The sequence below is a fragment of the Exiguobacterium sp. s157 genome, from assembly GCF_018618205.1.
GTDB lineage: Bacteria > Bacillota > Bacilli > Exiguobacteriales > Exiguobacteriaceae > Exiguobacterium > Exiguobacterium chiriqhucha.
This window is the reverse complement of the sequence record NZ_JACSLQ010000005.1, coordinates 91196-110671: the sequence shown is the minus strand read 5'-3', so window position 1 is coordinate 110671 and position 19476 is coordinate 91196. Positions and strand designations below refer to the sequence as shown.

The following is a 19476-nucleotide window of genomic DNA, read 5'->3' as shown; positions in this document are numbered from 1 at the left end:
GTAATTCGTATATTTATAAATACAGATGAATAATTATGTATAAGGGGTGTAAGGAAATGAAACAAAAACTCGTATTAGCTTATTCAGGTGGACTTGATACTTCGGTCGCAATCAAATGGTTGGATGAACAAGGGTATGACGTCATCGCCTGCTGTTTGAACGTCGGCGAAGGAAAAGACTTGGAACGCATTCAACAGAAGGCACTTAAAGTCGGGGCCGTCAAATCGGTCGTCATCGATGCGGTCGATGAATTCGTCAACGATTTCGCCCGTTACTCGATGCAGGCACATACGATGTATGAAGGCGTCTATCCGCTCGTCTCTGCCCTATCGCGCCCGCTCATCTCGAAGAAGCTAGTCGAGGTCGCACAAGCCGAAGGTGCCATCGCCGTCGCTCACGGATGCACGGGGAAAGGGAACGACCAAGTCCGGTTCGAAGTGTCGATCCATGCGCTCGACCCGTCGCTTGAAATCATCGCCCCGGTCCGGGAGTGGAAATGGTCGCGGGAAGAAGAAATCGCCTATGCGGCCGAGCACGGTATCCCAATCCCGATCGTCCAAGAAGAACCGTTCTCGATCGACCAAAACATTTGGGGCCGGGCTGTCGAATGCGGCATCCTCGAAGACCCTTGGGCCGCTCCACCAGCGAGCGCCTATGAATTGACGGCGCAACTCGAAGACACACCGAACGAACCGACCTATGTCGAAATCGAATTCAACGCCGGTGTACCGGTCGCCATCAATGGACAAGCGGCGACGTTCACAGCCATTCTTGAGCAGTTGAACATCGTCGCCGGGGCCCACGGCATCGGGAAAATCGACCATATCGAGAACCGGGTCGTCGGCATCAAATCGCGGGAAGTGTACGAGGCACCGGGCGCGATGACGCTCATCACCGCACACCAGGCGCTCGAGGCGCTCACACTCGTCCGGGAAGTCGCCCATTTTAAACCGATCGTCGAACAGAAGTTGACAGAGACGATTTATAACGGTCTCTGGTACTCACCATTGACGAAAGCACTCCTCGCCTTCATCGATGAGACGCAACAGACGGTGACCGGTACGGTCCGGATGAAACTATTCAAAGGACAGGCCATCGTCGACGGACGGAAGTCACCGATCTCGCTCTATGACGAGCACCTCGCAACATACACGTCAGCCGACACGTTCGACCAGCAAGCGGCCGTCGGCTTCATCAAACTTTGGGGGCTGCCGACGAAAGTGCAAGCGGAAGTGCTCGCAGAGAAAGGAACGATGGTGCATGAGTAAACTATGGGGCGGCCGGTTCGAACAGACGGCCAGTGAATGGGTCGACGAGTTCGGTGCCTCGATTCATTTCGACGCCCAGCTCGTGTTAGAAGATATCGAAGGGAGCATCGCCCACGTGACGATGCTCGGGGAGCAACATATTTTGACAGCAGATGAAGTCGCGCAAATCGTCGCTGGTCTGAAGACGCTAGCCAAGAAGGCACAAGCGAGCGAATTGACGTTCAACGTCTTCCATGAAGATATTCATATGAACCTCGAGGCGTTGTTGCATGAAGAGATCGGGCCCGTCGCTGGAAAGATGCACACGGCCCGTAGCCGGAACGACCAGGTCGCGACCGATATGCACCTCTATTTGAAGCGCCGCGTCCTCGAGACAATCGAAGGGATTGAAGCCGTGCAGACGGCACTCTATGACCACGCCGCTCAAAACGTTGAGTCGATTATGCCGGGCTATACGCACTTGCAACGGGCCCAGCCGGTGTCGCTCGCCCATCACTTGCTCGCTTACTTCTGGATGCTCGAGCGCGACAAGGAACGTTTCAGTGACAGCTTGAAACGGATCGACATGAGCCCGCTCGGTGCCGGGGCTCTCGCCGGGACGACGTTCCCGATCGACCGCCATCGTTCGGCCGAGTTGCTTGGCTTCGTCAACGTGTATCCGAACAGCCTGGACGCCGTCAGCGACCGTGATTTCATCTTGGAATTTTTATCGAACGCGTCGCTCCTCATGATGCACTTGTCACGGTTCTGCGAGGAGTTGATTCTTTGGAGCAGTGAAGAGTATCGGTTCATCACGATCTCTGACGTATTCTCAACGGGATCTAGCATGATGCCTCAGAAGAAGAACCCGGACATGGCCGAACTCGTCCGCGGGAAGTCGGGACGGGTCGTCGGCAATCTGATGGGGCTGCTAACCATCATGAAAGGCTTGCCGCTCGCCTATAACAAAGACCTGCAAGAAGACAAGGAAGGCATGTTTGACACCGTCAAGACGCTTCAAGGGAGCCTCAGCATCATGGCCGGCATGATTCAAGACATGACGTTCCACACGGACACGATGAAACAAGCGACCGAGCGCGATTTTTCGAACGCAACCGAGCTCGCCGACTATTTGACGGCAAAAGGTATGCCGTTCCGGGAGGCGCATGAAGTGACGGGGACACTCGTCCGCTACTGTATCGATCATCGTCTGTATTTGGCGGAGCTGCCGATTGAGACGTATCATGCCCACTCTGGATTGATTGAACAGGACGTGTACGAGGCACTCTCACCGGTGACGGCCGTCAAACGTCGCAACAGCTACGGCGGAACAGGGTTCGACTCCGTCCGTACGCAATTGAGCGAAGCAAAAGCCAAGTTACCGACCAACGTGTAACGAATAAATCAAAACAAGCGTCCGTTCCGCGAGGAATGGACGCTTGTTCATGTTGATGACTCCGTTGATTACAATTGTTCACCATTCGATGCAATCACTTGCTTATACCAATCAAATGACTTTTTCTTCTTTCGCTCGAGCGTGCCGTTGCCATAGTCGTCTTGATCGACATAGATAAAGCCGTAACGTTTTGACATCTCCGACGTACTTGCGCTGATGAGATCGATGCATCCCCAGCTCGTATACCCGATCAAGTCGACACCTTCTTCAATCGCTTGTCCCATTTGCTCGATATGGGCCCGCAAATATTCGATCCGGTAGTCATCGTTGATTGTACCGTCTGCTTCGACGACATCGTATGCGCCCAATCCATTCTCGACGATGAACAACGGCATCTGATAACGGTCATACATCTTCTTCAAGGTGATGCGTAACCCTTTCGGATCAATCTGCCATCCCCAATCGGACGCCTCCAAATAAGGATTCTTGATGCCACTGAAGAAGTTTCCTTTTTGTTTCGCCTTCTCAGGGGCACCGCTGGCGACCATCGACATATAATAGCTGAAGGAGATGAAGTCGACGGTGTGCTGTGACAAAATCTCTTCATCTCCTGGCAGCACTTCAATCGAGATATCATGTTTGTCGAAATAGCTTAACATGAAGCTCGGATAATATCCGCGCGCTTGCACGTCGGTAAAGAACAAGTTCTTTTGATCTTCTTCGAGCGCAGCTAACACATCGTCTGGATTACTCGTTTCCGGGTACACTTCCATTCGGGCGAGCATACAGCCGATTTGAGAATTTGGAATGATCTCATGACATGCGCGCACGGCACGAGCACTCGCCACGAATTGATGATGAAGCGCTTGGTACACAGTCGCCTCCACATTCTCAACGCGATCGACTAAAATCCCACTCCCGATGTATGCTGACATCGTCGAGACGTTAATCTCATTGAACGTCAGCCAATACTTTACTTTATCCTTGTAACGAGTGAAGACGGTCTCTGCGTAATGGACAAACAAGTCAACGAGCCGACGGTCCGCCCAGCCGTTATATTTTTTGACGAGTGTGAGCGGCAATTCATAATGCGACAATGTCACAAGCGGCTCGATCCCGTACTTGAGCAGTTCATCAAAGACACGATCATAAAACGCTAGCCCTTCTTCGTTTGGTTCGAGCTCATCCCCGTTCGGGAAAATCCGAGGCCATGAAATCGACATCCGGAACGTCTTAAAACCCATCTCGGCGAAGAGAGCGATGTCTTCTTCATAGCGATGATAAAAATCGATTCCGCGACGTTTTGGGAAATTCGCCCCATCGTCAGCCGCTAACAGTCGCTCGAGTTCGGCTTCACTCTTCACGTCCATCTCGATTTCAGCTGTACGCGCTTCTTTAGGGACGAATGTCACCATATCGAAAATGGATAGACCTTTCCCTCCTTCTTTGTAAGCTCCTTCTAATTGATTGGCCGCCGTTGCGCCACCCCATAAAAAGCCTTCTGGAAATCGATGTGTACTCATATGTAATACTCCTCTCTTCATTGAACACTTTTTAAATACGGTCTAGCAGTCCATGTTCGAACCTGTAACCGTTTGCATTTCTGCTTGCTTGTAGTGTACTCATTCCCATTCGGATTTTTTTGTACTTATTTATCATTTTTAGTAGATTTATAATACAATTTGCAGATACACCTAATCGATAGGAGAGATGATTTGATGGATGTGAATCAGAGAGACACGAATCAGGATTACACGTATTGGTGCCGGTTGTTGCATCAGACTACCCATTTGTCCGTGTTATTTTACAATGACCGATTATCGTTACAGATGGCGTATCCAGAAACATCATTCATTCCCCCTTCTTTACGTCAACTTCTAGAGCGGTTAACTCTCTTAAATGAGCCTTCTAACATACCGGTTTGGCGTCGTCTCAATTCGAACGAACAGGTCGTGACGTTGGTCATCACCGACAACGAGCAGCCGATTGGCCTTTTCATTCTCGGTCCGTGTCTGGATTCGGCAGAAGTGGAACCGAACAGTTTTACGAATGGCTTGCCTGTTTTTTCGCGACAAGACCTACTGCATGTAGCCGTGCTCGCGACCTCGATTTTGACTACGAGACGACTCTCTACGTCCGATGTCGTCCTAGACGAGGATTCGTCCAAGCGTCGCACGACAACCGAGGATACGAAAACCTATGAACGAGAGCTGTTTAAAAACAGACAAGACATTGCATTCCACGCGACGTATCAATCGGAACGGATGACGTTACGGTGTGTCAAGGAAGGTCAGAAGGAAGAGTTACTTCAGCGACTGGCATCACCCGACCGAGATGGACGAATCGGGGTGCTCTCCAAACAGAGCACTTTGCGAAATGAAAAAAACCTCCATATTTCTACCATCACGTTAGCGACACGTTATGCGATTGAAGGAGGACTTCATCCGGAAACGGCATATACGATGAGCGATCACTATATCCAAGGGGCCGAAGAACTTCGAACGATTGAAGCTGTACAACGTTACACCAAGGAGGCGTTATGTGAATTCACGGATCAAGTCAACAAATCAAAACAGCTTCGACATAGCGCCCCAATCATCAAATGCCAGTCGTACGTCTTTAAACATCTGTATGACGCCATCACCTTACAAGACGTTGCTCGATTCGTGAATCTTCATCCCAACTATTTGTCGTCCCTGTTTAAGAAAGAAGTCGGGCTTTCGTTCACAGAGTATGTGTTGCGAGAAAAAATAGCGGAAGCCAAAAAACTGTTAAAGTACACCGATTCCTCTCTTTCTGAAATTTACACATGGCTTAATTTCCACGACCAGAGCCATTTCACAAAAGTCTTTAAAACCTACACGGGCACGACTCCCAAACAATTCAAGCAACACGAGCACATGCCAACGATGTGAATTTGAATCTCCAACATATGGAATTAGTTTCACGCTCAACGTTAAAAGTGTCCGTAGGCGTAAAAACATCCTCAATACGCCGAGGTTTGGAGTGTCTGCCTAAAGCTGAATTTGTAGCCTCAAGCTGAATTTGTAGCCTCAAGCTGTATACGACCAGGTACTTAGTTTAGTACTTGCCAACTTCTCACGATGATGTTAACCTAACTTTAGTCAACGTTAACAGAAAAGGAGTTTACATAGTGAAAATTCATGATATGACACAAATTGCTATCGGTGCCGCGCTGCTCGCTAGCATCGGTTCGATTGCCATCCCAATCGGTCCGGTTCCAATTACCCTACAAATGCTCGGTATCATGACGGTCGCTTCCGTCCTAGGTGCCAAAAAAGGCGGGCTCGCCGTCGTCGTCTATCTCTTGCTCGGCTTAATCGGCCTTCCAGTACTCAGCGGTTCGGGCGGACTTGCCCCGTTCGTCGGTCCGACGGTCGGATACTTGCTCGCCTTCCCAATCGCGGCCTTTTTGATTGGCTGGTCATCGGAACGGCATCGTTCGTTCCCTGCCCTCATCGGCTACAACGTCTTATTTGGACTCGGTCTTGTCTATTTGCTCGGCAGTCTTGGGTTGCAAGCCGTGTTTGGCATGACGTTCATCGATGCGCTCAAAGTGAACATTCCGTTCATCATCGGCGACTTAATCAAAGCAGTGTTGGCGGCAGCTATCGCTTATAAAGTGTCCACCAACCCTCAAATGCGCAAAACCCTCGCCTCTTGAAGGTTCAAACGTTTCAGCGGAAAGTATAGGTGGAACGTATATAGTATGGAAGGGGGTGTCCTTATGAGCGATTCGACGTTTAAAAAACGTTTGGCTAAAGCGACCCATCGCTTTCCGAAAGGACAACGACGCGGGAAAGACGAGACGCGGCACGAGAAGCGCGATATCGAGGCGTTCGAACGACGTCTGCGGGAAGCGAAAAGTAAAGTCGGAGAGATTCAAGAAAACATTGACCATATTGCCAGACGTTAAAACCTCGTCCTCGGATGGGGTTTTTTACTGTGCTGAACTGGTTAAGAATGCTTGGTACGTCGCATCGATCGAATAGCCTTAGTATATCCCCACAAACAAACCCCCGTCCGTAGACGAGGGTTTGGGATCACTTCGAACGCGGTCGGATGAACAGCGCGACGATGAACGAGAGCGCGAGCACGACGAGCAGTCCGAGCGAGAGATCGTTATAACCGAGCAAATTGAGGGCGACACTGATGGCGACGGCGACATAGAAGCCACCGAGCGCCTTTTTGACGAGTTGCGAACTGAACCGCTGCAACTGTTTCGCCCCAATCGGTGAACCAATCATCGCACCGGCGATGAGCGCCAAGCCGTGCCAATAGTTCGCATCGGCTCCGGCGACGGCATAGTTGATCACGCCCGAGACGACGATGAGGAACGCCGCGGCGATACTCGTCCCGACGGCCCGTTTCATCTCGGTGTTGAGTAACTTAACTTGAAGTGGCGTCAATACGAACCCACCGCTAACACCCATAAGTGACGAGATGAATCCACCGAACAACCCGATGAACCCGAGGCGTGGGACCGACTCCGAACCGACGCTACCCTCTTCGTGCTGTTTCGACCGGAAGAACGAGACGGCGAAATACGTCAACAGTGCGATATAGGCGAGCGAGATGACCGGCTTCGCGCCGTCGAGTGTCTCTAGATAAAATACGAGCGGCGTCGCCACCCACGTCCCGACGACCCCGAACGCGCCAATCAAGAGGGCGTGTTTCGGATTGACGTTCTTTAATTTGATGTGGGAGATCGTACCGGCCGTCGTTGACCCGAGCGTGAGCATGAGACTGAGGGCGATGGCCGCGCTCGCCTCGTATCCGAAGACGAGCAAGAGCGGTGTGAGTAAAATCCCGCCCCCGATGCCGAAGAATCCGCTCAAAATTCCGATGAGCGTTCCGAGCAAAAGAAACGATAGTAATGCTGTGACGTCCATGAACAAACCTTCTTTCTTTCCTTTTCATAACTAATCATAACAAAAAAGGAGCGCATGTTGCGCCCCTCACTTACAACACACGCTCTAAAAATTCGAATACCGTCCGGCGATATTCGGTTTGGAACGAGCGATGCGACTGCACGTGCCCATCATTCTCGGTCACCCACAGTTCGACATCCTCGCCGGCTTTGGCCAATTGCTCGCTCTCGCTTACGGGAATGGCATCGTCACCTTGACTATGAATCAATAACACCGGTGCCTCGATTTGAGCCATATCGTCAATCGGTTTGACCACATCCGCGTCGAGCCCCGTGAACCAAGGCGTCACCGTCATGATGACCGGTGTGAACGGGAAGTTCGGTAAATCGCTCCATACCGGCAGATTCGTCTCGAGATAGCCGCGGAGGTCACTGAACGGGCTATCGGCGATGACGGCGGCGACATCGGTCTCGTCAGCCGTCGCGAGTGCCGTCGCGGCACCCATCGAAACCCCATATAAGACGATGGGCCCGTCCGAGCGCTCTTTCGCGTACGCGATGGCGGCAGCAAGGTCAGATTGCTCCTTCGCCCCGACCGTCACGCGATCCCCTTCTGAAATTCCGGAGCCGCGAAAGTCGAACGTCAAAAACTGATACCCTTGCTCATGGAATTCCGGAATCAATTCTTTGAGCGGCAAATCGGATTGTTCACGGTTCTTCCCGTAGCCATGCGCAAAGACAATCGTCGCACGCGGCGTCGGGTGCGGGATCCACCAGCCGTATAAATCCTGTTGATCCTCTGATTCGATCGTGATGTTCTCATACTTGACGCCTAGCGTCTTCGGGGTGAACGTCAACGTCTCCCGTTCAGGTGACGTCAATTGATCTCCAATGTGGGCCGAGATGCCCACGACGGCAAGAAACGCGACGAGAACCAACACCCCGACGGCGATTCCCATATATTTGACCCAGCGATTCATCGCAGTGCCCCTCTCCTAAGTATAGTTCGCATCAGCCGTCTCACCGGAGCCAGCTCCGTAAGGCGACGAGCGCATGTTGTACCGGCTCCCACGTCTCAGACGGGATGACGTAACATGTCGCTTCGTGAATCGTGAACGTCTTGACGTCCGCACGTTTGACGATATTCTCGCCAATGGCACCGAACGGGGCACTGTTGACGTCGGTATGCTCGAACGTCTTCCACACCCGTTGACCGTTCTCCACTAACGCACATTCGAACGGCTTCACCGGACCCTCAATCCCGTATTCGGCATAATGCCATAACGTTGTCGCATCGAGCGGCGAACCGAGATGTAATATTTTCGCATCGCGGTCAATCATCCGTTCAATCGGCGATCCTGGCCCGAAGCCGACGTCGAGCGTATGTCCGGCCACGATGTGTTCGGCGTCCCGTCCCCACGCGGCGACCGACCACATCGGGTGATCGCTCCGGAACACTTCCGGATACGAGCGGAACAGCTCTGGGACACGACCCATCCCTCGGGTCGTTGTTTTCGCCGGGTCATACGCTGGCATCTCATCACGGATGGTCTGCCACCATTCGACCGGGACCGGTGGGGCTTCCCATTCAGCGGGGTTTGAATTATCCCCGCTCTGGGTCGCCATCATGATGAGCCCGTCTGGTCCGACCGCTTCTTGGAGCGCCTCGATGACCGTCTGGGGCCCGCCGCACACCCAGCCAAGTTTTGATAGCGACGTGTGGACGAATAGTGCGTCCCCTCGTCGAATGCCCGCCTCTTGCAGATGGGCCACTAACGTTGTTTTCGTTTCCATATGTTTCATCGGTCTCACTCCACGATGAGCTGGATCGTTGACCCGCTCCTTGATTTCTTGACTTCAATCCGGGCATCGACCCGGTCTTTCAATTCCTGGACGTGGCTGATGACCCCGACGAGCCGGCCGCTCGATTGCAGCGACATGAGCAATTCAATCGCTTGATCGAGCGATTCGGCGTCGAGCGTCCCGAAGCCTTCATCGATCAGCATCGTCTCGAGACTGACCCCGCCACTCAACTGTTGGACGACCTCGGCCAATCCGAGGGCGAGCGAGAGCGATGCCTTGAACCCTTCGCCGCCCGATAAGTTTTGGACCCGGCGTGACTGGCCGGTATAGGCGTCAAAGACTAATAATTCGAGACCGGACTTGGCATTTCCTTTCGCCGTCTCAATTTTTCGCTCTAATTGGAACTGTCCGCTCGTCATTTGATCGAGGTGGACGTTGGCCGCATGGAGAATTTGATCGAAGAACGCCGTCTGCACGTACGTCTCGAACGTCAATTTTTGCGGATTCAGGCCACGTCCGGTGTCGGCGATCAATTTGACCGTCTCCAGATTCCGTTGATCCTCATCCGTCTTCTCCCGTAACGCGTTCCATTCGGCGACGATGTGACGATGGCGTTTCAATTGCCCGTCCGCCGTCACGAGTTGTTCGGACAGCGTTTCGAACGAACGGCCCTCTTCGTGCAACTTCTCCTGGAGCCGTTCAAGGTCTGGTCGCGGGCGGTCCCCGATTTTCTCGTTCAGCGCCTTGACGGCGTGTTCGAGCCGGACACCTTCCTCAAGCTCAGTCGCTTGGCGCTCGCGTAGTTCGGGCAGCTGCTCGACGCGCAAGCGATACTCCTTGAACACAGCTTCAGTCAACTCAAGCTTCTCGAGAGCGGCCTCCAGTTCAGCCGTCGCGTCGGAAAGACGAGCATGTTCGAATTCGAGTTGTTCGCCAAGGAGACGGAGTCGCTCCGCTTCCCCCCACTTCAATCGATTCAATTCTTCAAGCCGACGTTCATACGTCTCCACGTTTCGTTCGATGTGAGCGAGTCGCGTCGCGAGCTGATTCCGCTCGGTCTGCAACATCTCTAACGTCGTCCCATCCGGTTGACGCATCGACTGAAGCTTCTCTTGGACGGTTTGGAGCTGTTCGAACAACTTCTGTCGTTCTTCAGCCTGCACACGCTTCGCCGTCTCGAGTTGCTTCAATTCGGTTGTGGTCGACCGCAGGAGACGCTCCATCCGTTGTCGTTCTTCGGCTTCTTGACGCAACTGACGGATGCGGGCGTCTTGGTGTTGCATCGCAGTGTCAGCCGCACCATCGAGCTTCAACTCAAGTCGAGCCAGATCGCGTTCACGGATCAGTTCATCGAGTTGGCGTTTGAGCGCCCGATAATCCGCCCGAGCTTCATGGAGGTCGGCCTCAATCCGTTTCAGTGTCTCGATGGCTGAGCGATGACCGGCTTGGTCGATGGACGTCCCCGTTCGCTCGACGTGTCCGTGGGTCAATGAACCGCAGACCGGACAAGGTTCCCCCGCTTCGAGATGCTCGCGTAGCGTGTCGGCCATGAGCGCATGCTCGGCCTCGACGAATTGGTCGACCTGTTTCGTCTGGGCGGTGAATTGTCGTTGGACTTCCTTCCCGTTGCGTTCACAGGCACCGAGTCGTTCCGTGACCTCTGCCACTTTCGACTCGAGTCGAACCTGATGTTGGAGCTGACTATACAGTCGTTCGGCCTCGACGAGTTGGTCTGGGGCCGGTGCGTGTTCCAGTTTAGCCGCAAGTTCGCCTTCGGTCGCTTGGAGCTCCTGGAGACGCGCTTCTTCTGAGAACAGACTGAGCGGCTCCAACCGGCGTTTCAAGTCATCCCGACGTCTAGTGGCCCGGTGCCATTCATCGACATAGGGCAACATCTCGTCAATCGCATTGACGCGACTTGTGGCTTGGTCTGCCTCCTGGCGCATGGTCGTGATGGCCTCTGCTTCTGACTTCAACTCCTCCAACTGTCTCGTGTAGCCTTCGTCTCGTTGACGGGATACATCGCGTTCACGGGTCAACCGTTCGATATCATGACGCACCGTTTCGGTACGTTGATAGAGCGGGCTGACGCTCGCCACTTGTTCAAGTCGCAAGATGAGCGCCTGGCGTTCTTCGCGTGCTTGTGCCGCTTGGCGGAATGCTTGGAGCGCGGTCGCGCGCACGTCCCGCTCATCCATCAACTCGGCGAGCGCGGTCGCCTGATTCACTTCTCGGCGCAGCGCCTCGAGCCGATCCTCACCAGTCCGGCGCTGAGTCTGTAACGTGTCCCGCGCCGCCAAGAGTCGCTCCTCCCGGGCGTCGAGCCACGTCACGATTTCAGGCAAGTTGCGGGTCGACATGTCCTCGACGGACTCGTCTTCGAGTTCCAACAGTTTTAAACGCGTCGTCTCGACCGCCCATTCGACTCGTTTGCGGTACTTGCCGTAACGTTCGATCCAATCCTCCTGAAAGGCGCGGTACGCCTCCGTCTTGAAGATTGATTGCAGAATCTGTTGCTTCTTCGTCGAATCGGAATCGAGGAGCTGACGGAACTGGTTCTGCGGCAACAGCAAGATTTGACTGAACTGCTCATAGCTCAGCTGCAACAACGATTCAATCGTCTGCTCGACGTCGTTCACTTTCGTCGCCAACGGTTTCCATGTTTCTTTCCATTCATAGAGCACCGCCTCGTGCGGAATCGGCGTCTTGTTTTTCGGATGCGGTTGTTGCGGCTGACGGACGATACGATACCGTTCATCACGAATCGTGAACGTGAAGTCGATTTCAGTCTTCCGTTCCGGGTCCGCATATTGGCTTCGGAAATCGCTGGCGTTCCGGAGTGCCCCGCTGGCCCGGCCATAGAGTGCGAACGTCATCGCGTCAAAAATGGTCGTCTTTCCGGCACCGGTCCGGCCGCTGATGACGAACATCGAACGTCCTTCAAGCTGCGTAAAATCGATTTGTTCCGTCTCGGCGTAAGGACCAAAGGCGGTGATGGTTAATTGTTCCGGTCTCAAATCGATTCCTCCCCTTCTAAGAAGCGTTGCACCGTCGCATCGGCATCGCGGCCGTGGACGGCTTTAAAGAAGTCCATATATACATCCTCGACCGATTGCCGCTCGAGCTTCTCACGTTCGAAGCGGGACGTCTGGTCTTGGCGACGCAACAACTCGAGTTCGAGGTGTAAGATGTTCGGATAGACGGTCCGTAATTTCGCCATCGGGTCGAATAACGCACGTTCATCGGTCAAGACGATTTTCAAATAGTCGTCGACGGCCTCATCTTGATAAAACGACGGGTCGAGTAGCTCGTTCAGCGTCCCGGTCAAAATGCGCAAATCTCGTCGCGCTTTTAGCGGGCGCCGACGGCGTGTCCATGTCCCGTCCCATTCGATGACGTCGACCGATTTCACATGGGACGCCTCGGAGAACGAATATTTCATGAGCGAGCCGCTGTACGCAACCCGGTCGTCGCGGATGGCGTCACGGTTATGCAAGTGTCCGAGTGCCGTATAGCCGAACGGCGCGTATAGTCCTTTGGCGACTTGCCCTGCCGTCCCGACGGACAGCTGCCGTTCGGAATCGGTCTCGAGTCCACCGGCGACGAAACTGTGGCCGACGGCGACCGCACGTGCCTCAATCGCCCCGTATGAGTCGATGACTGCGGCGAGTGCGTCATGATGGGTCCGAATCGACTCGTCGCCGAACGCATAACGGATGCGCGCCGGCTCAAGGAACGGCATCAAATAAAATGGGATGTCGTTCACGACAATCGGCCCTGTGCCCGGGTCAACCTTCCCGACGATATGGAGACCGACTTTCGTCAATAGTTTGGAGCTGTATTGGAGCCGCTCGGCCGAATCATGATTGCCGGCGATGGCGAGCACGGGGATGCCCCGCTCGAGGACGAGCGCGCGCCAAATCTCATCGAGCAGATCGACGGCCTCAACGGGCGGCACGGCCCGATCATATAAATCACCGGCGACGACGATGGCGTCAGGCTTCTCCTCGTCGACGATGTGTAAGAAAGACTCAAATAAAATGATTTGTTGTTCTTCTGTCATATGGCGGCCGTGGACGATTTTACCTAAATGCCAATCGGCCGTATGTATCCATTTCATGCGACTTCACCTCTGATTCCATTCTAGCATTATTCCGGTGTACGATTCGACGTCTTGACACTTGTTTTCGAAACAGCGAAAGTTAATAGGAAAGGGGGACGTATCATGGAGTCCACATCTACATGGCAAGCCTTTCTGCGCTTGTTCCGTGTCGCTCAACCACCGAAAGGTCTGTTTATCGGTGCCGTATTGATTTCATTGCTTCAAGCGATGGCTTCACTCGCCATTCCGCTCATCTTGCAACGCGTCGTCGACAATTGGAGCGAGGCCGCGCTCGACGCCCGCCTCGTCGCCATCTTCGTGACGGCGTTTCTCATCCAAGTCGTCTCGAGTGCGATTTCGATTTATTGGCTACATATCGTCGGACAACGGGTCGTCGCCAATTTGCGGACGACGTTATGGGAGCATCTCGTCGCCCTCCCAATCCCGTTCTATGACGGCGTCAAATCAGGGGATCTCGTCTCACGGTTAAATAACGACACGACGACGTTGCAGCAGCTCTTGTCCGAACAGAGCGTCCGTCTCTTGACGTCGTTCGTCTCGGTCATCGGCGCCGTCGGTATCTTGTTCACGCTCGATTGGCAGATGACGCTCGTCATCTTGTTCTCCGTGCCGACGACACTTCTTATCGTCATCCCGCTCGGGCGTAAACTTCGGAAAATCGCCAAGGCGACGCAACATGAGCTCGGTGACTTGTCCGGGTTTTTCGCTGAACTGCTCGGAGAGATCCGGCTCGTCAAATCACAGGCGACCGAATCCGTCGAGGTCGCAGAAGGAAAACGACGCATTGAGCGTCTCTTCGGCCTCGGTGTGCGCGAGGGACGGATTCAAGCGATTTTGATTCCGCTCCTGAACGTCACGTTGACGGCGATGCTGATCGCCATTCTCGGCTTCGGGGCTTATCGCGTCTCGACCGGTGCCTTATCGACCGGTTCGTTGCTCGCGTTCATGCTGTACTTGTTCCAAATCATCACGCCGCTCATCACGATGACGGAGTTTATCACTCGGCTCCAAAAAGCACGCGGGGCCACCGAACGAATCTCGGAACTGCTCGCCATCGAGCCGGAACCGTACACGGATGAGCCGTCGACGATTCGACAGTCGTCGCTCTCGTTCGAGGGCCTGACGTTCCGCTATGGCGAGCAACCTGTCATTGACGACGTGTCCCTCACTGTCCCGTTCGGTGCCACGACAGCCATCGTCGGACGCAGCGGTGCCGGCAAGACGACACTGTTCGCCCTCGTCGAGCAGTTCTACCTTCCGTCGAGCGGACACATCCATTACGGGGACCGGGACATCTCAACCTACGGCCGCAACGAATGGCGGCAAGTCATCGGCTACGTCGCCCAAGATTCGCCCGTCTTATCCGGGACGGTGCGGCAAAATATCTTATACGGCTTGACCCGGACCGCGACCGAGGATGAGATTCGTCACGCCTGTGATATGGCCAACGCCTGGTCGTTCATCGAGGCGATGCCGGACGGGCTCGATACGGAAATCGGCGAGCGCGGCGTCCGGCTATCTGGTGGACAGCGCCAACGGCTCGCCATCGCTCGGGCGCTGTTACGTGACCCGCAAATCTTATTGCTCGACGAGGCGACATCAAGCCTTGACTCGGAATCCGAGCGTGTCGTCCAAGAAGCACTCGACCGTCTCATGACAGGACGGACGACACTCGTCATCGCCCATCGGCTCTCGACCGTCCAACATGCCGATCAAATCGTCGTGCTCGAGGACGGTGGCATCAGCGGGCTTGGGACACATCAAGATTTGCTTCGGGAAAACGTGCTCTATGAACGACTCGTGAAACAACAACTTTTAGGAGGCAATCAACTATGAAGACAGTCGGATTTATCGGACTCGGTGTGATGGGTCAATCGATGGTCAGAAACTTAATGAAGGCGGGATTCGAAGTCCAAGCGTATACGCGGACGAAAGAGAAAGCGGCTGATTTATTGGCGGAAGGTGTCCGTTGGTGTGATTCGGTCGAAGCCGTCTGTCAAAACGCCGATGCCGTCATCACCATCGTCGGCTATCCGTCTGACGTCGAGAGTCTTTATTTCGGGGACGGTATGATTTTGCAATCGGCTGAGCCAGGAACGCTCGTCATTGATATGACGACGTCTTCGCCACTCCTGGCCGAACGGATCGCTGATGCCGCAATCGATCGCAGCTTGCTCCCGCTCGACGCACCGGTCACGGGCGGTGACGTCGGTGCCAAGAACGGCACGTTGTCGATTCTCGTCGGCGGCGGCGAATACGCCTTCACGAAGGCGCGACCGCTGTTCGAGGCGATGGGCCAATCGATTGAACGGATGGGGTATGCCGGAAGCGGCCAATATGGGAAACTCGCCAATCAAATCGCAATCGCCGGCATCATGATGGGCAACGCCGAAATGCTCGCCTTCACGAAACGGGCCGGGCTCAATCCCGATCAATTGCGCCAGACGATTCGGGGCGGTGCCGCGGGCAGCTGGACGCTCGAGAACCTTGTTCCCCGGATGATTGTCGAGGACTATGCTCCTGGTTTCTTCATCAAGCATTTCCTGAAGGACATGAAACTCGCCCTCGAGAGCGCCGAACAGTTGAACATCAAACTACCGAGCCTCGAGTTGGCGTATAAACTGTACTCCATCCTCGAAGAGAACGGCTACGGCGAGAACGGGACGCAGGCGCTCATCGAATACTACATGCATCAGGACGTTTGAATCGTCCCGCTCGTGGAATTAGTAGTACAGAAGGGAGCGATTACAGATGCCATGGAATATGAAAGACTATCCGGAATCACTGAAGAACTTCGACCCGCTCGTCAAAAAGAAAGCCATCGATATCGCCAACGCCTTGCTCGCCCAAGGTTACTCCGATCAAAAGGCGATTCCAATCGCCACGGAACAAGCGAAGAAATGGCATGAACATGCCTCAAAAGAAGAGAAATCTGAGTTTCGTGACGCTCCTGACCCACAAAAGTCGGATCGGCACGGAACATAAAAACAACCGGTCGGCTCATGAGCCGACCGGTTGTTCGTTTGCGTCTGTCGCTGCCTTGATTTCAACATATAACCCGGCGAGCGCCGTGTTGATATAAGGCTGTACGAAGATATAGGCCAATCCGCCCGTGAACAAGACGAGGACATACCAGCCGATGAAACTCGCATACAAGCGCAGCATCGTCCGTTTATGGCCGCGCATGAGACGCCGACTTTCTCGCATCGCCTGAAACGCAGACAGTTCCGGTTGGTCTCGTAGCACGAACGGGACAATCCGATACGTCAAATAGAACCAGACGCCCGGGACGATCAAGAACAACATGAGCACGTTCAACCCGAGATAAAAGACGGCATAATACGTGACCGCCCGGACGTAATCTTTGAGCGAACCAAATGCATCGAACAAGAGCCCGAATGAAGGTTTCTCGGCTTTGGCGATATCGAGGAACACCCAGTTGCGGCCAAGTTCGAGCGGGGCGAGCAAGACGGTCGCACCGTACAGCAGACCGATTGACACGAACAGGATGCTCGGGTCGGTCGATTCCAAATCGAGCTGCGTCGTGATGACCGCCTGAACGAGCATCGTCGCCACGACCGCAAGCAGCGAGATGCCCCAGTTGCCGGACAACATCCGAAGGGCAAATTGTTTATAGACTGATGATTGCATGACTTCACCTACAGTATCGTTTTCTTCATTATAGCAAAAAAACAGTCAGCCGACTGTTTTTAGCGTGCCATCTGTTGTTTGATTGCCTTGAACTTGTGCTCATCCAAGCGGCCCTCGGTCCGTACCCCGCTTCCGACATGGACGAAATCAACGCCTAGCCGGTCGATCAGTTGCGCCACATTGTCGGCCGTGATGCCGGCACCCGGGAGGATGTTCATCTCCGCCACCTCATGCATCGCACTTAATCGGTCTATGCCTTCAAGTGCCGTCGCTTGTCCTCCGGACGTCAAGACGTGGTCAACTTCTGGGAAGTCGTTTAGCACCGTGATCGCGTCCATCAAGTCGACCGCGTCATCGATGGCCCGATGGAACGTGAGCACCATCTCGCCTTTATGTTTAATCACTTCTCCGAGCAGCGCCTCATCGATACGCCCTTCGCTCGTCAAGGCTCCGAAGACGATGCCATCGGCCCCGAGTTCACGGCAAAGACCGATATCCGCCAAAATCGTCTCTGCATCTTCCTCGTTATAGACGAACGAGTCCGCATGGGGCCGAATCATGACGTGGACAGGAATGGTAGCCTGTTCGAGCACGTTACGAATCGTCCCGAAACTCGGTGTCGTCCCGCCGGCCGGCAAATCGGCAATCAATTCGAGCCGATCCGCCCCGAACCGCTCCGCCGTTTTGGCTTCGGTCAATGTCGTCACAATCACTTCAATCATGAAATCCCTCCTCCTTATGGTGCGAAGCGCCACTCGACCTCATGCTCCGCCAAGGCGCGCTTCCAATCCGTCGGTTCCGGAAAATCAGAGATGATGGTCGTCACCTTTGAAAAGTCGGAGACCCGATAGCGTTTTTGTTGATTGAACTGGGTATGGTCGGCGAGCAAATAACATTGACGCGATTGATCGAGGACCGCCTGCGTCACGGTCGAGAGACCATGGGCATCACACGTCAATCCGAGTGAGGCATCGACGCCCTCGACGGACAGGAAGGCCATATCGAACACATACGCCTTCAGTTGCTGCAGGACGTGCTCGCCGACGGTGACGAGATGTTTCGGATCAATCGTCCCACCGAGCAATTGGATATCGCCAGTAAACACGCCCTTGGCGCGTTGCTCAAAGAGCGCCTTGGCGACCATGAGCGACGGAGTGACGACGGTCAAATTTCGTCCGCGAAGTCTGGCCGCGACTTGTTCTGGGGCGACGCCGTGTCCGATATACAGCAACATGTCATCCTCGACGAGCTGAAACGCCGTATAGGCGATGCGACGAATCCCGTCCATGTTCGAGATCATCATCGGTTGGAACGAGACGCTCTGATGGAGCACCGCCCCGCCATACACCCGCTTGATGCGATGCTCTTTCTCAAGCTCTTCTAAGTAGCGGCGAATCGACTCCCCCGAGACGTTCAACCGTTCGATCAACTCGCTCGTCTTCACTTTTCCTTCCCGCTCAATCCATTCAACAATCTTTTGTTTACGTTCTTCTCCAATTAAAGACACTTCCCTGCCTCCTCCGCAAATATCGCTTCCTTTTTCAGTGTAGCGAACGGATGTAAATTTAACGTAAACAGAAAGTAAAGAACGGGCAAATCCAACACTTTTTTCGAACTTTTCGGCAAAAATCAACGGAAATCCACAAAAAGACAGCCTCATCATGAGGGTTGAGGTTTCAACTTCTCGTTTTTTACATGAAAAAAATGACCATCCTTCTCTGTATATCGAGCAGGATGGTCATCGATCGTTACTTTCGCTTTTGGAACAGCGGCACTTTCGGTTCCGTGCCGGCACGGATTCGTTGCCAGTTCGAGCGGTGCTTGATAATGATGAACAAGGCGAGCGGGACGATGACGATGAGCGGCAACCAGTCTTTGGCGATGATGCCATAGGCGACGACGGTCACGAGTCCGACGACAGAGGCGGCCATCGACGAGAGCGACACCATCTTTGAAATAAGCAACGTCACGATGAACGTGCCGACGACGACGACGAAAAACCATGGGAACGCAGCAAGCAGGATCCCCGCGCTCGTCGCCACCGATTTTCCGCCCTTGAATTTGGCGAAGATGGGATAAGAGTGGCCGATGATGGCCGGAATCCCGGCGAGGAGCAGACTCATTTCGCTCCCGAATAGGAGCGGCAATAAAGCCGCGACCAAGCCTTTCCCCATATCCCCTAGTAGGACGATCGTACCCGCTTTCTTCCCAAGCACGCGAAACGTGTTCGTCGTGCCCAAGTTCCCGCTCCCGTGCTCGCGGACATCGACTTTATAGCCGAGCTTACCGACGAGGAGGGCGAACGGGATTGAACCAAGTAGATAGCTGATGATGATAATGATGATTTCTGTCAAATAAGGCATCG

At 54.0% G+C, this 19476-nt stretch carries 18 protein-coding genes; 8 read left to right on the top strand and 10 right to left on the bottom strand.

Annotated elements, in window-relative coordinates:
* Window positions 1-56: 56 nt before the first annotated feature.
* Together KNP67_RS10725 and argH are read left to right on the top strand one after the other, a co-directional pair.
* Window positions 57-1268: an argininosuccinate synthase gene (locus KNP67_RS10725; RefSeq protein ID WP_029595378.1), complete on the top strand. Its 1212-nt coding sequence runs from the start codon at window positions 57-59 to the stop codon at window positions 1266-1268.
* Window positions 1261-2643, top strand: coding sequence for an argininosuccinate lyase (gene argH, locus KNP67_RS10720; protein ID WP_131471199.1), 1383 nt, complete (start codon window positions 1261-1263; stop codon window positions 2641-2643). Before KNP67_RS10725 ends, argH begins: the two co-directional genes overlap by 8 nt.
* A 68-nt stretch (window positions 2644-2711) precedes the next feature.
* Here argH and KNP67_RS10715 read toward each other — a convergent pair whose 3' ends face one another.
* The gene (locus KNP67_RS10715; protein WP_131471200.1) at window positions 2712-4166 is read right to left on the bottom strand and encodes a glycoside hydrolase family 1 protein; all 1455 of its coding nucleotides are present in this window, start codon (window positions 4164-4166) and stop codon (window positions 2712-2714) included.
* Window positions 4167-4361: 195 nt separating this feature from the next.
* Here KNP67_RS10715 and KNP67_RS10710 point away from each other — a divergent pair, with 195 nt between their 5' ends.
* From KNP67_RS10710 to KNP67_RS10700, 3 genes are all read left to right on the top strand, one after another.
* Window positions 4362-5558 carry a helix-turn-helix domain-containing protein gene (locus KNP67_RS10710; protein WP_214756583.1) on the top strand — a complete coding sequence of 399 codons (1197 nt, stop codon included), beginning with the start codon at window positions 4362-4364 and terminating at the stop codon, window positions 5556-5558.
* 239 nt (window positions 5559-5797) lie between these two features.
* Window positions 5798-6328 (top strand): biotin transporter BioY, encoded by a 531-nt coding sequence (locus tag KNP67_RS10705; RefSeq protein WP_214756582.1) that lies wholly within the window; start codon window positions 5798-5800, stop codon window positions 6326-6328.
* A gap of 63 nt (window positions 6329-6391) precedes the next feature.
* Window positions 6392-6580 carry a hypothetical protein gene (locus tag KNP67_RS10700; RefSeq protein ID WP_021067555.1) on the top strand — a complete coding sequence of 63 codons (189 nt, stop codon included), beginning with the start codon at window positions 6392-6394 and terminating at the stop codon, window positions 6578-6580.
* 127 nt (window positions 6581-6707) lie between these two features.
* On the opposite strand, the gene KNP67_RS10695 is transcribed toward KNP67_RS10700, so the two are convergent.
* The 5 genes from KNP67_RS10695 to KNP67_RS10675 form a co-directional block, all read right to left on the bottom strand.
* Window positions 6708-7556, bottom strand: a complete 849-nt coding sequence (locus KNP67_RS10695; protein ID WP_214756581.1) for a sulfite exporter TauE/SafE family protein — start codon at window positions 7554-7556, stop codon at window positions 6708-6710.
* Window positions 7557-7626: 70 nt separating this feature from the next.
* Window positions 7627-8514: an alpha/beta hydrolase gene (locus KNP67_RS10690; protein WP_021067557.1), complete on the bottom strand. Its 888-nt coding sequence runs from the start codon at window positions 8512-8514 to the stop codon at window positions 7627-7629.
* A gap of 40 nt (window positions 8515-8554) precedes the next feature.
* Window positions 8555-9337 carry an AAC(3) family N-acetyltransferase gene (locus KNP67_RS10685; RefSeq protein WP_035385663.1) on the bottom strand — a complete coding sequence of 261 codons (783 nt, stop codon included), beginning with the start codon at window positions 9335-9337 and terminating at the stop codon, window positions 8555-8557.
* A 5-nt stretch (window positions 9338-9342) separates the two neighbouring features.
* Entirely contained in the window at window positions 9343-12354 is a 3012-nt protein-coding gene (locus tag KNP67_RS10680; protein ID WP_214756580.1) for an AAA family ATPase, read from the bottom strand.
* Complete coding sequence (locus KNP67_RS10675) at window positions 12351-13457, bottom strand: exonuclease SbcCD subunit D (protein WP_131471202.1); 1107 nt, start codon at window positions 13455-13457, stop codon at window positions 12351-12353. Before KNP67_RS10675 ends, KNP67_RS10680 begins: the two co-directional genes overlap by 4 nt.
* 105 nt (window positions 13458-13562) lie before the next feature.
* Here KNP67_RS10675 and KNP67_RS10670 point away from each other — a divergent pair, with 105 nt between their 5' ends.
* Genes KNP67_RS10670 through KNP67_RS10660 form a run of 3 tightly spaced genes read left to right on the top strand, consistent with a single transcriptional unit; the run spans window position 13563 to window position 16445 of the window.
* Complete coding sequence (locus tag KNP67_RS10670) at window positions 13563-15296, top strand: ABC transporter ATP-binding protein (protein ID WP_131471203.1); 1734 nt, start codon at window positions 13563-13565, stop codon at window positions 15294-15296.
* Window positions 15293-16165, top strand: a complete 873-nt coding sequence (locus KNP67_RS10665; protein ID WP_029595365.1) for an NAD(P)-dependent oxidoreductase — start codon at window positions 15293-15295, stop codon at window positions 16163-16165. Before KNP67_RS10670 ends, KNP67_RS10665 begins: the two co-directional genes overlap by 4 nt.
* Before the next feature lie 46 nt (window positions 16166-16211).
* Window positions 16212-16445: a DUF2188 domain-containing protein gene (locus KNP67_RS10660; RefSeq protein WP_021067563.1), complete on the top strand. Its 234-nt coding sequence runs from the start codon at window positions 16212-16214 to the stop codon at window positions 16443-16445.
* 15 nt (window positions 16446-16460) lie between these two features.
* Here KNP67_RS10660 and KNP67_RS10655 read toward each other — a convergent pair whose 3' ends face one another.
* The 4 genes from KNP67_RS10655 to plsY all read right to left on the bottom strand — a co-directional run bounded on the left by KNP67_RS10655 (window position 16461) and on the right by plsY (window position 19474).
* The gene (locus KNP67_RS10655; RefSeq protein WP_021067564.1) at window positions 16461-17111 is read right to left on the bottom strand and encodes a DUF975 family protein; all 651 of its coding nucleotides are present in this window, start codon (window positions 17109-17111) and stop codon (window positions 16461-16463) included.
* A 59-nt stretch (window positions 17112-17170) separates the two neighbouring features.
* Complete coding sequence (locus KNP67_RS10650; RefSeq protein ID WP_021067565.1) at window positions 17171-17833, bottom strand: copper homeostasis protein CutC; 663 nt, start codon at window positions 17831-17833, stop codon at window positions 17171-17173.
* A gap of 14 nt (window positions 17834-17847) precedes the next feature.
* Window positions 17848-18618, bottom strand: coding sequence for a DeoR/GlpR family DNA-binding transcription regulator (locus KNP67_RS10645; protein WP_058763795.1), 771 nt, complete (start codon window positions 18616-18618; stop codon window positions 17848-17850).
* Window positions 18619-18859: 241 nt separating this feature from the next.
* Window positions 18860-19474, bottom strand: coding sequence for a glycerol-3-phosphate 1-O-acyltransferase PlsY (plsY, locus tag KNP67_RS10640; RefSeq protein WP_021067567.1), 615 nt, complete (start codon window positions 19472-19474; stop codon window positions 18860-18862).
* Between the last annotated feature and the right edge of the window lie 2 nt (window positions 19475-19476).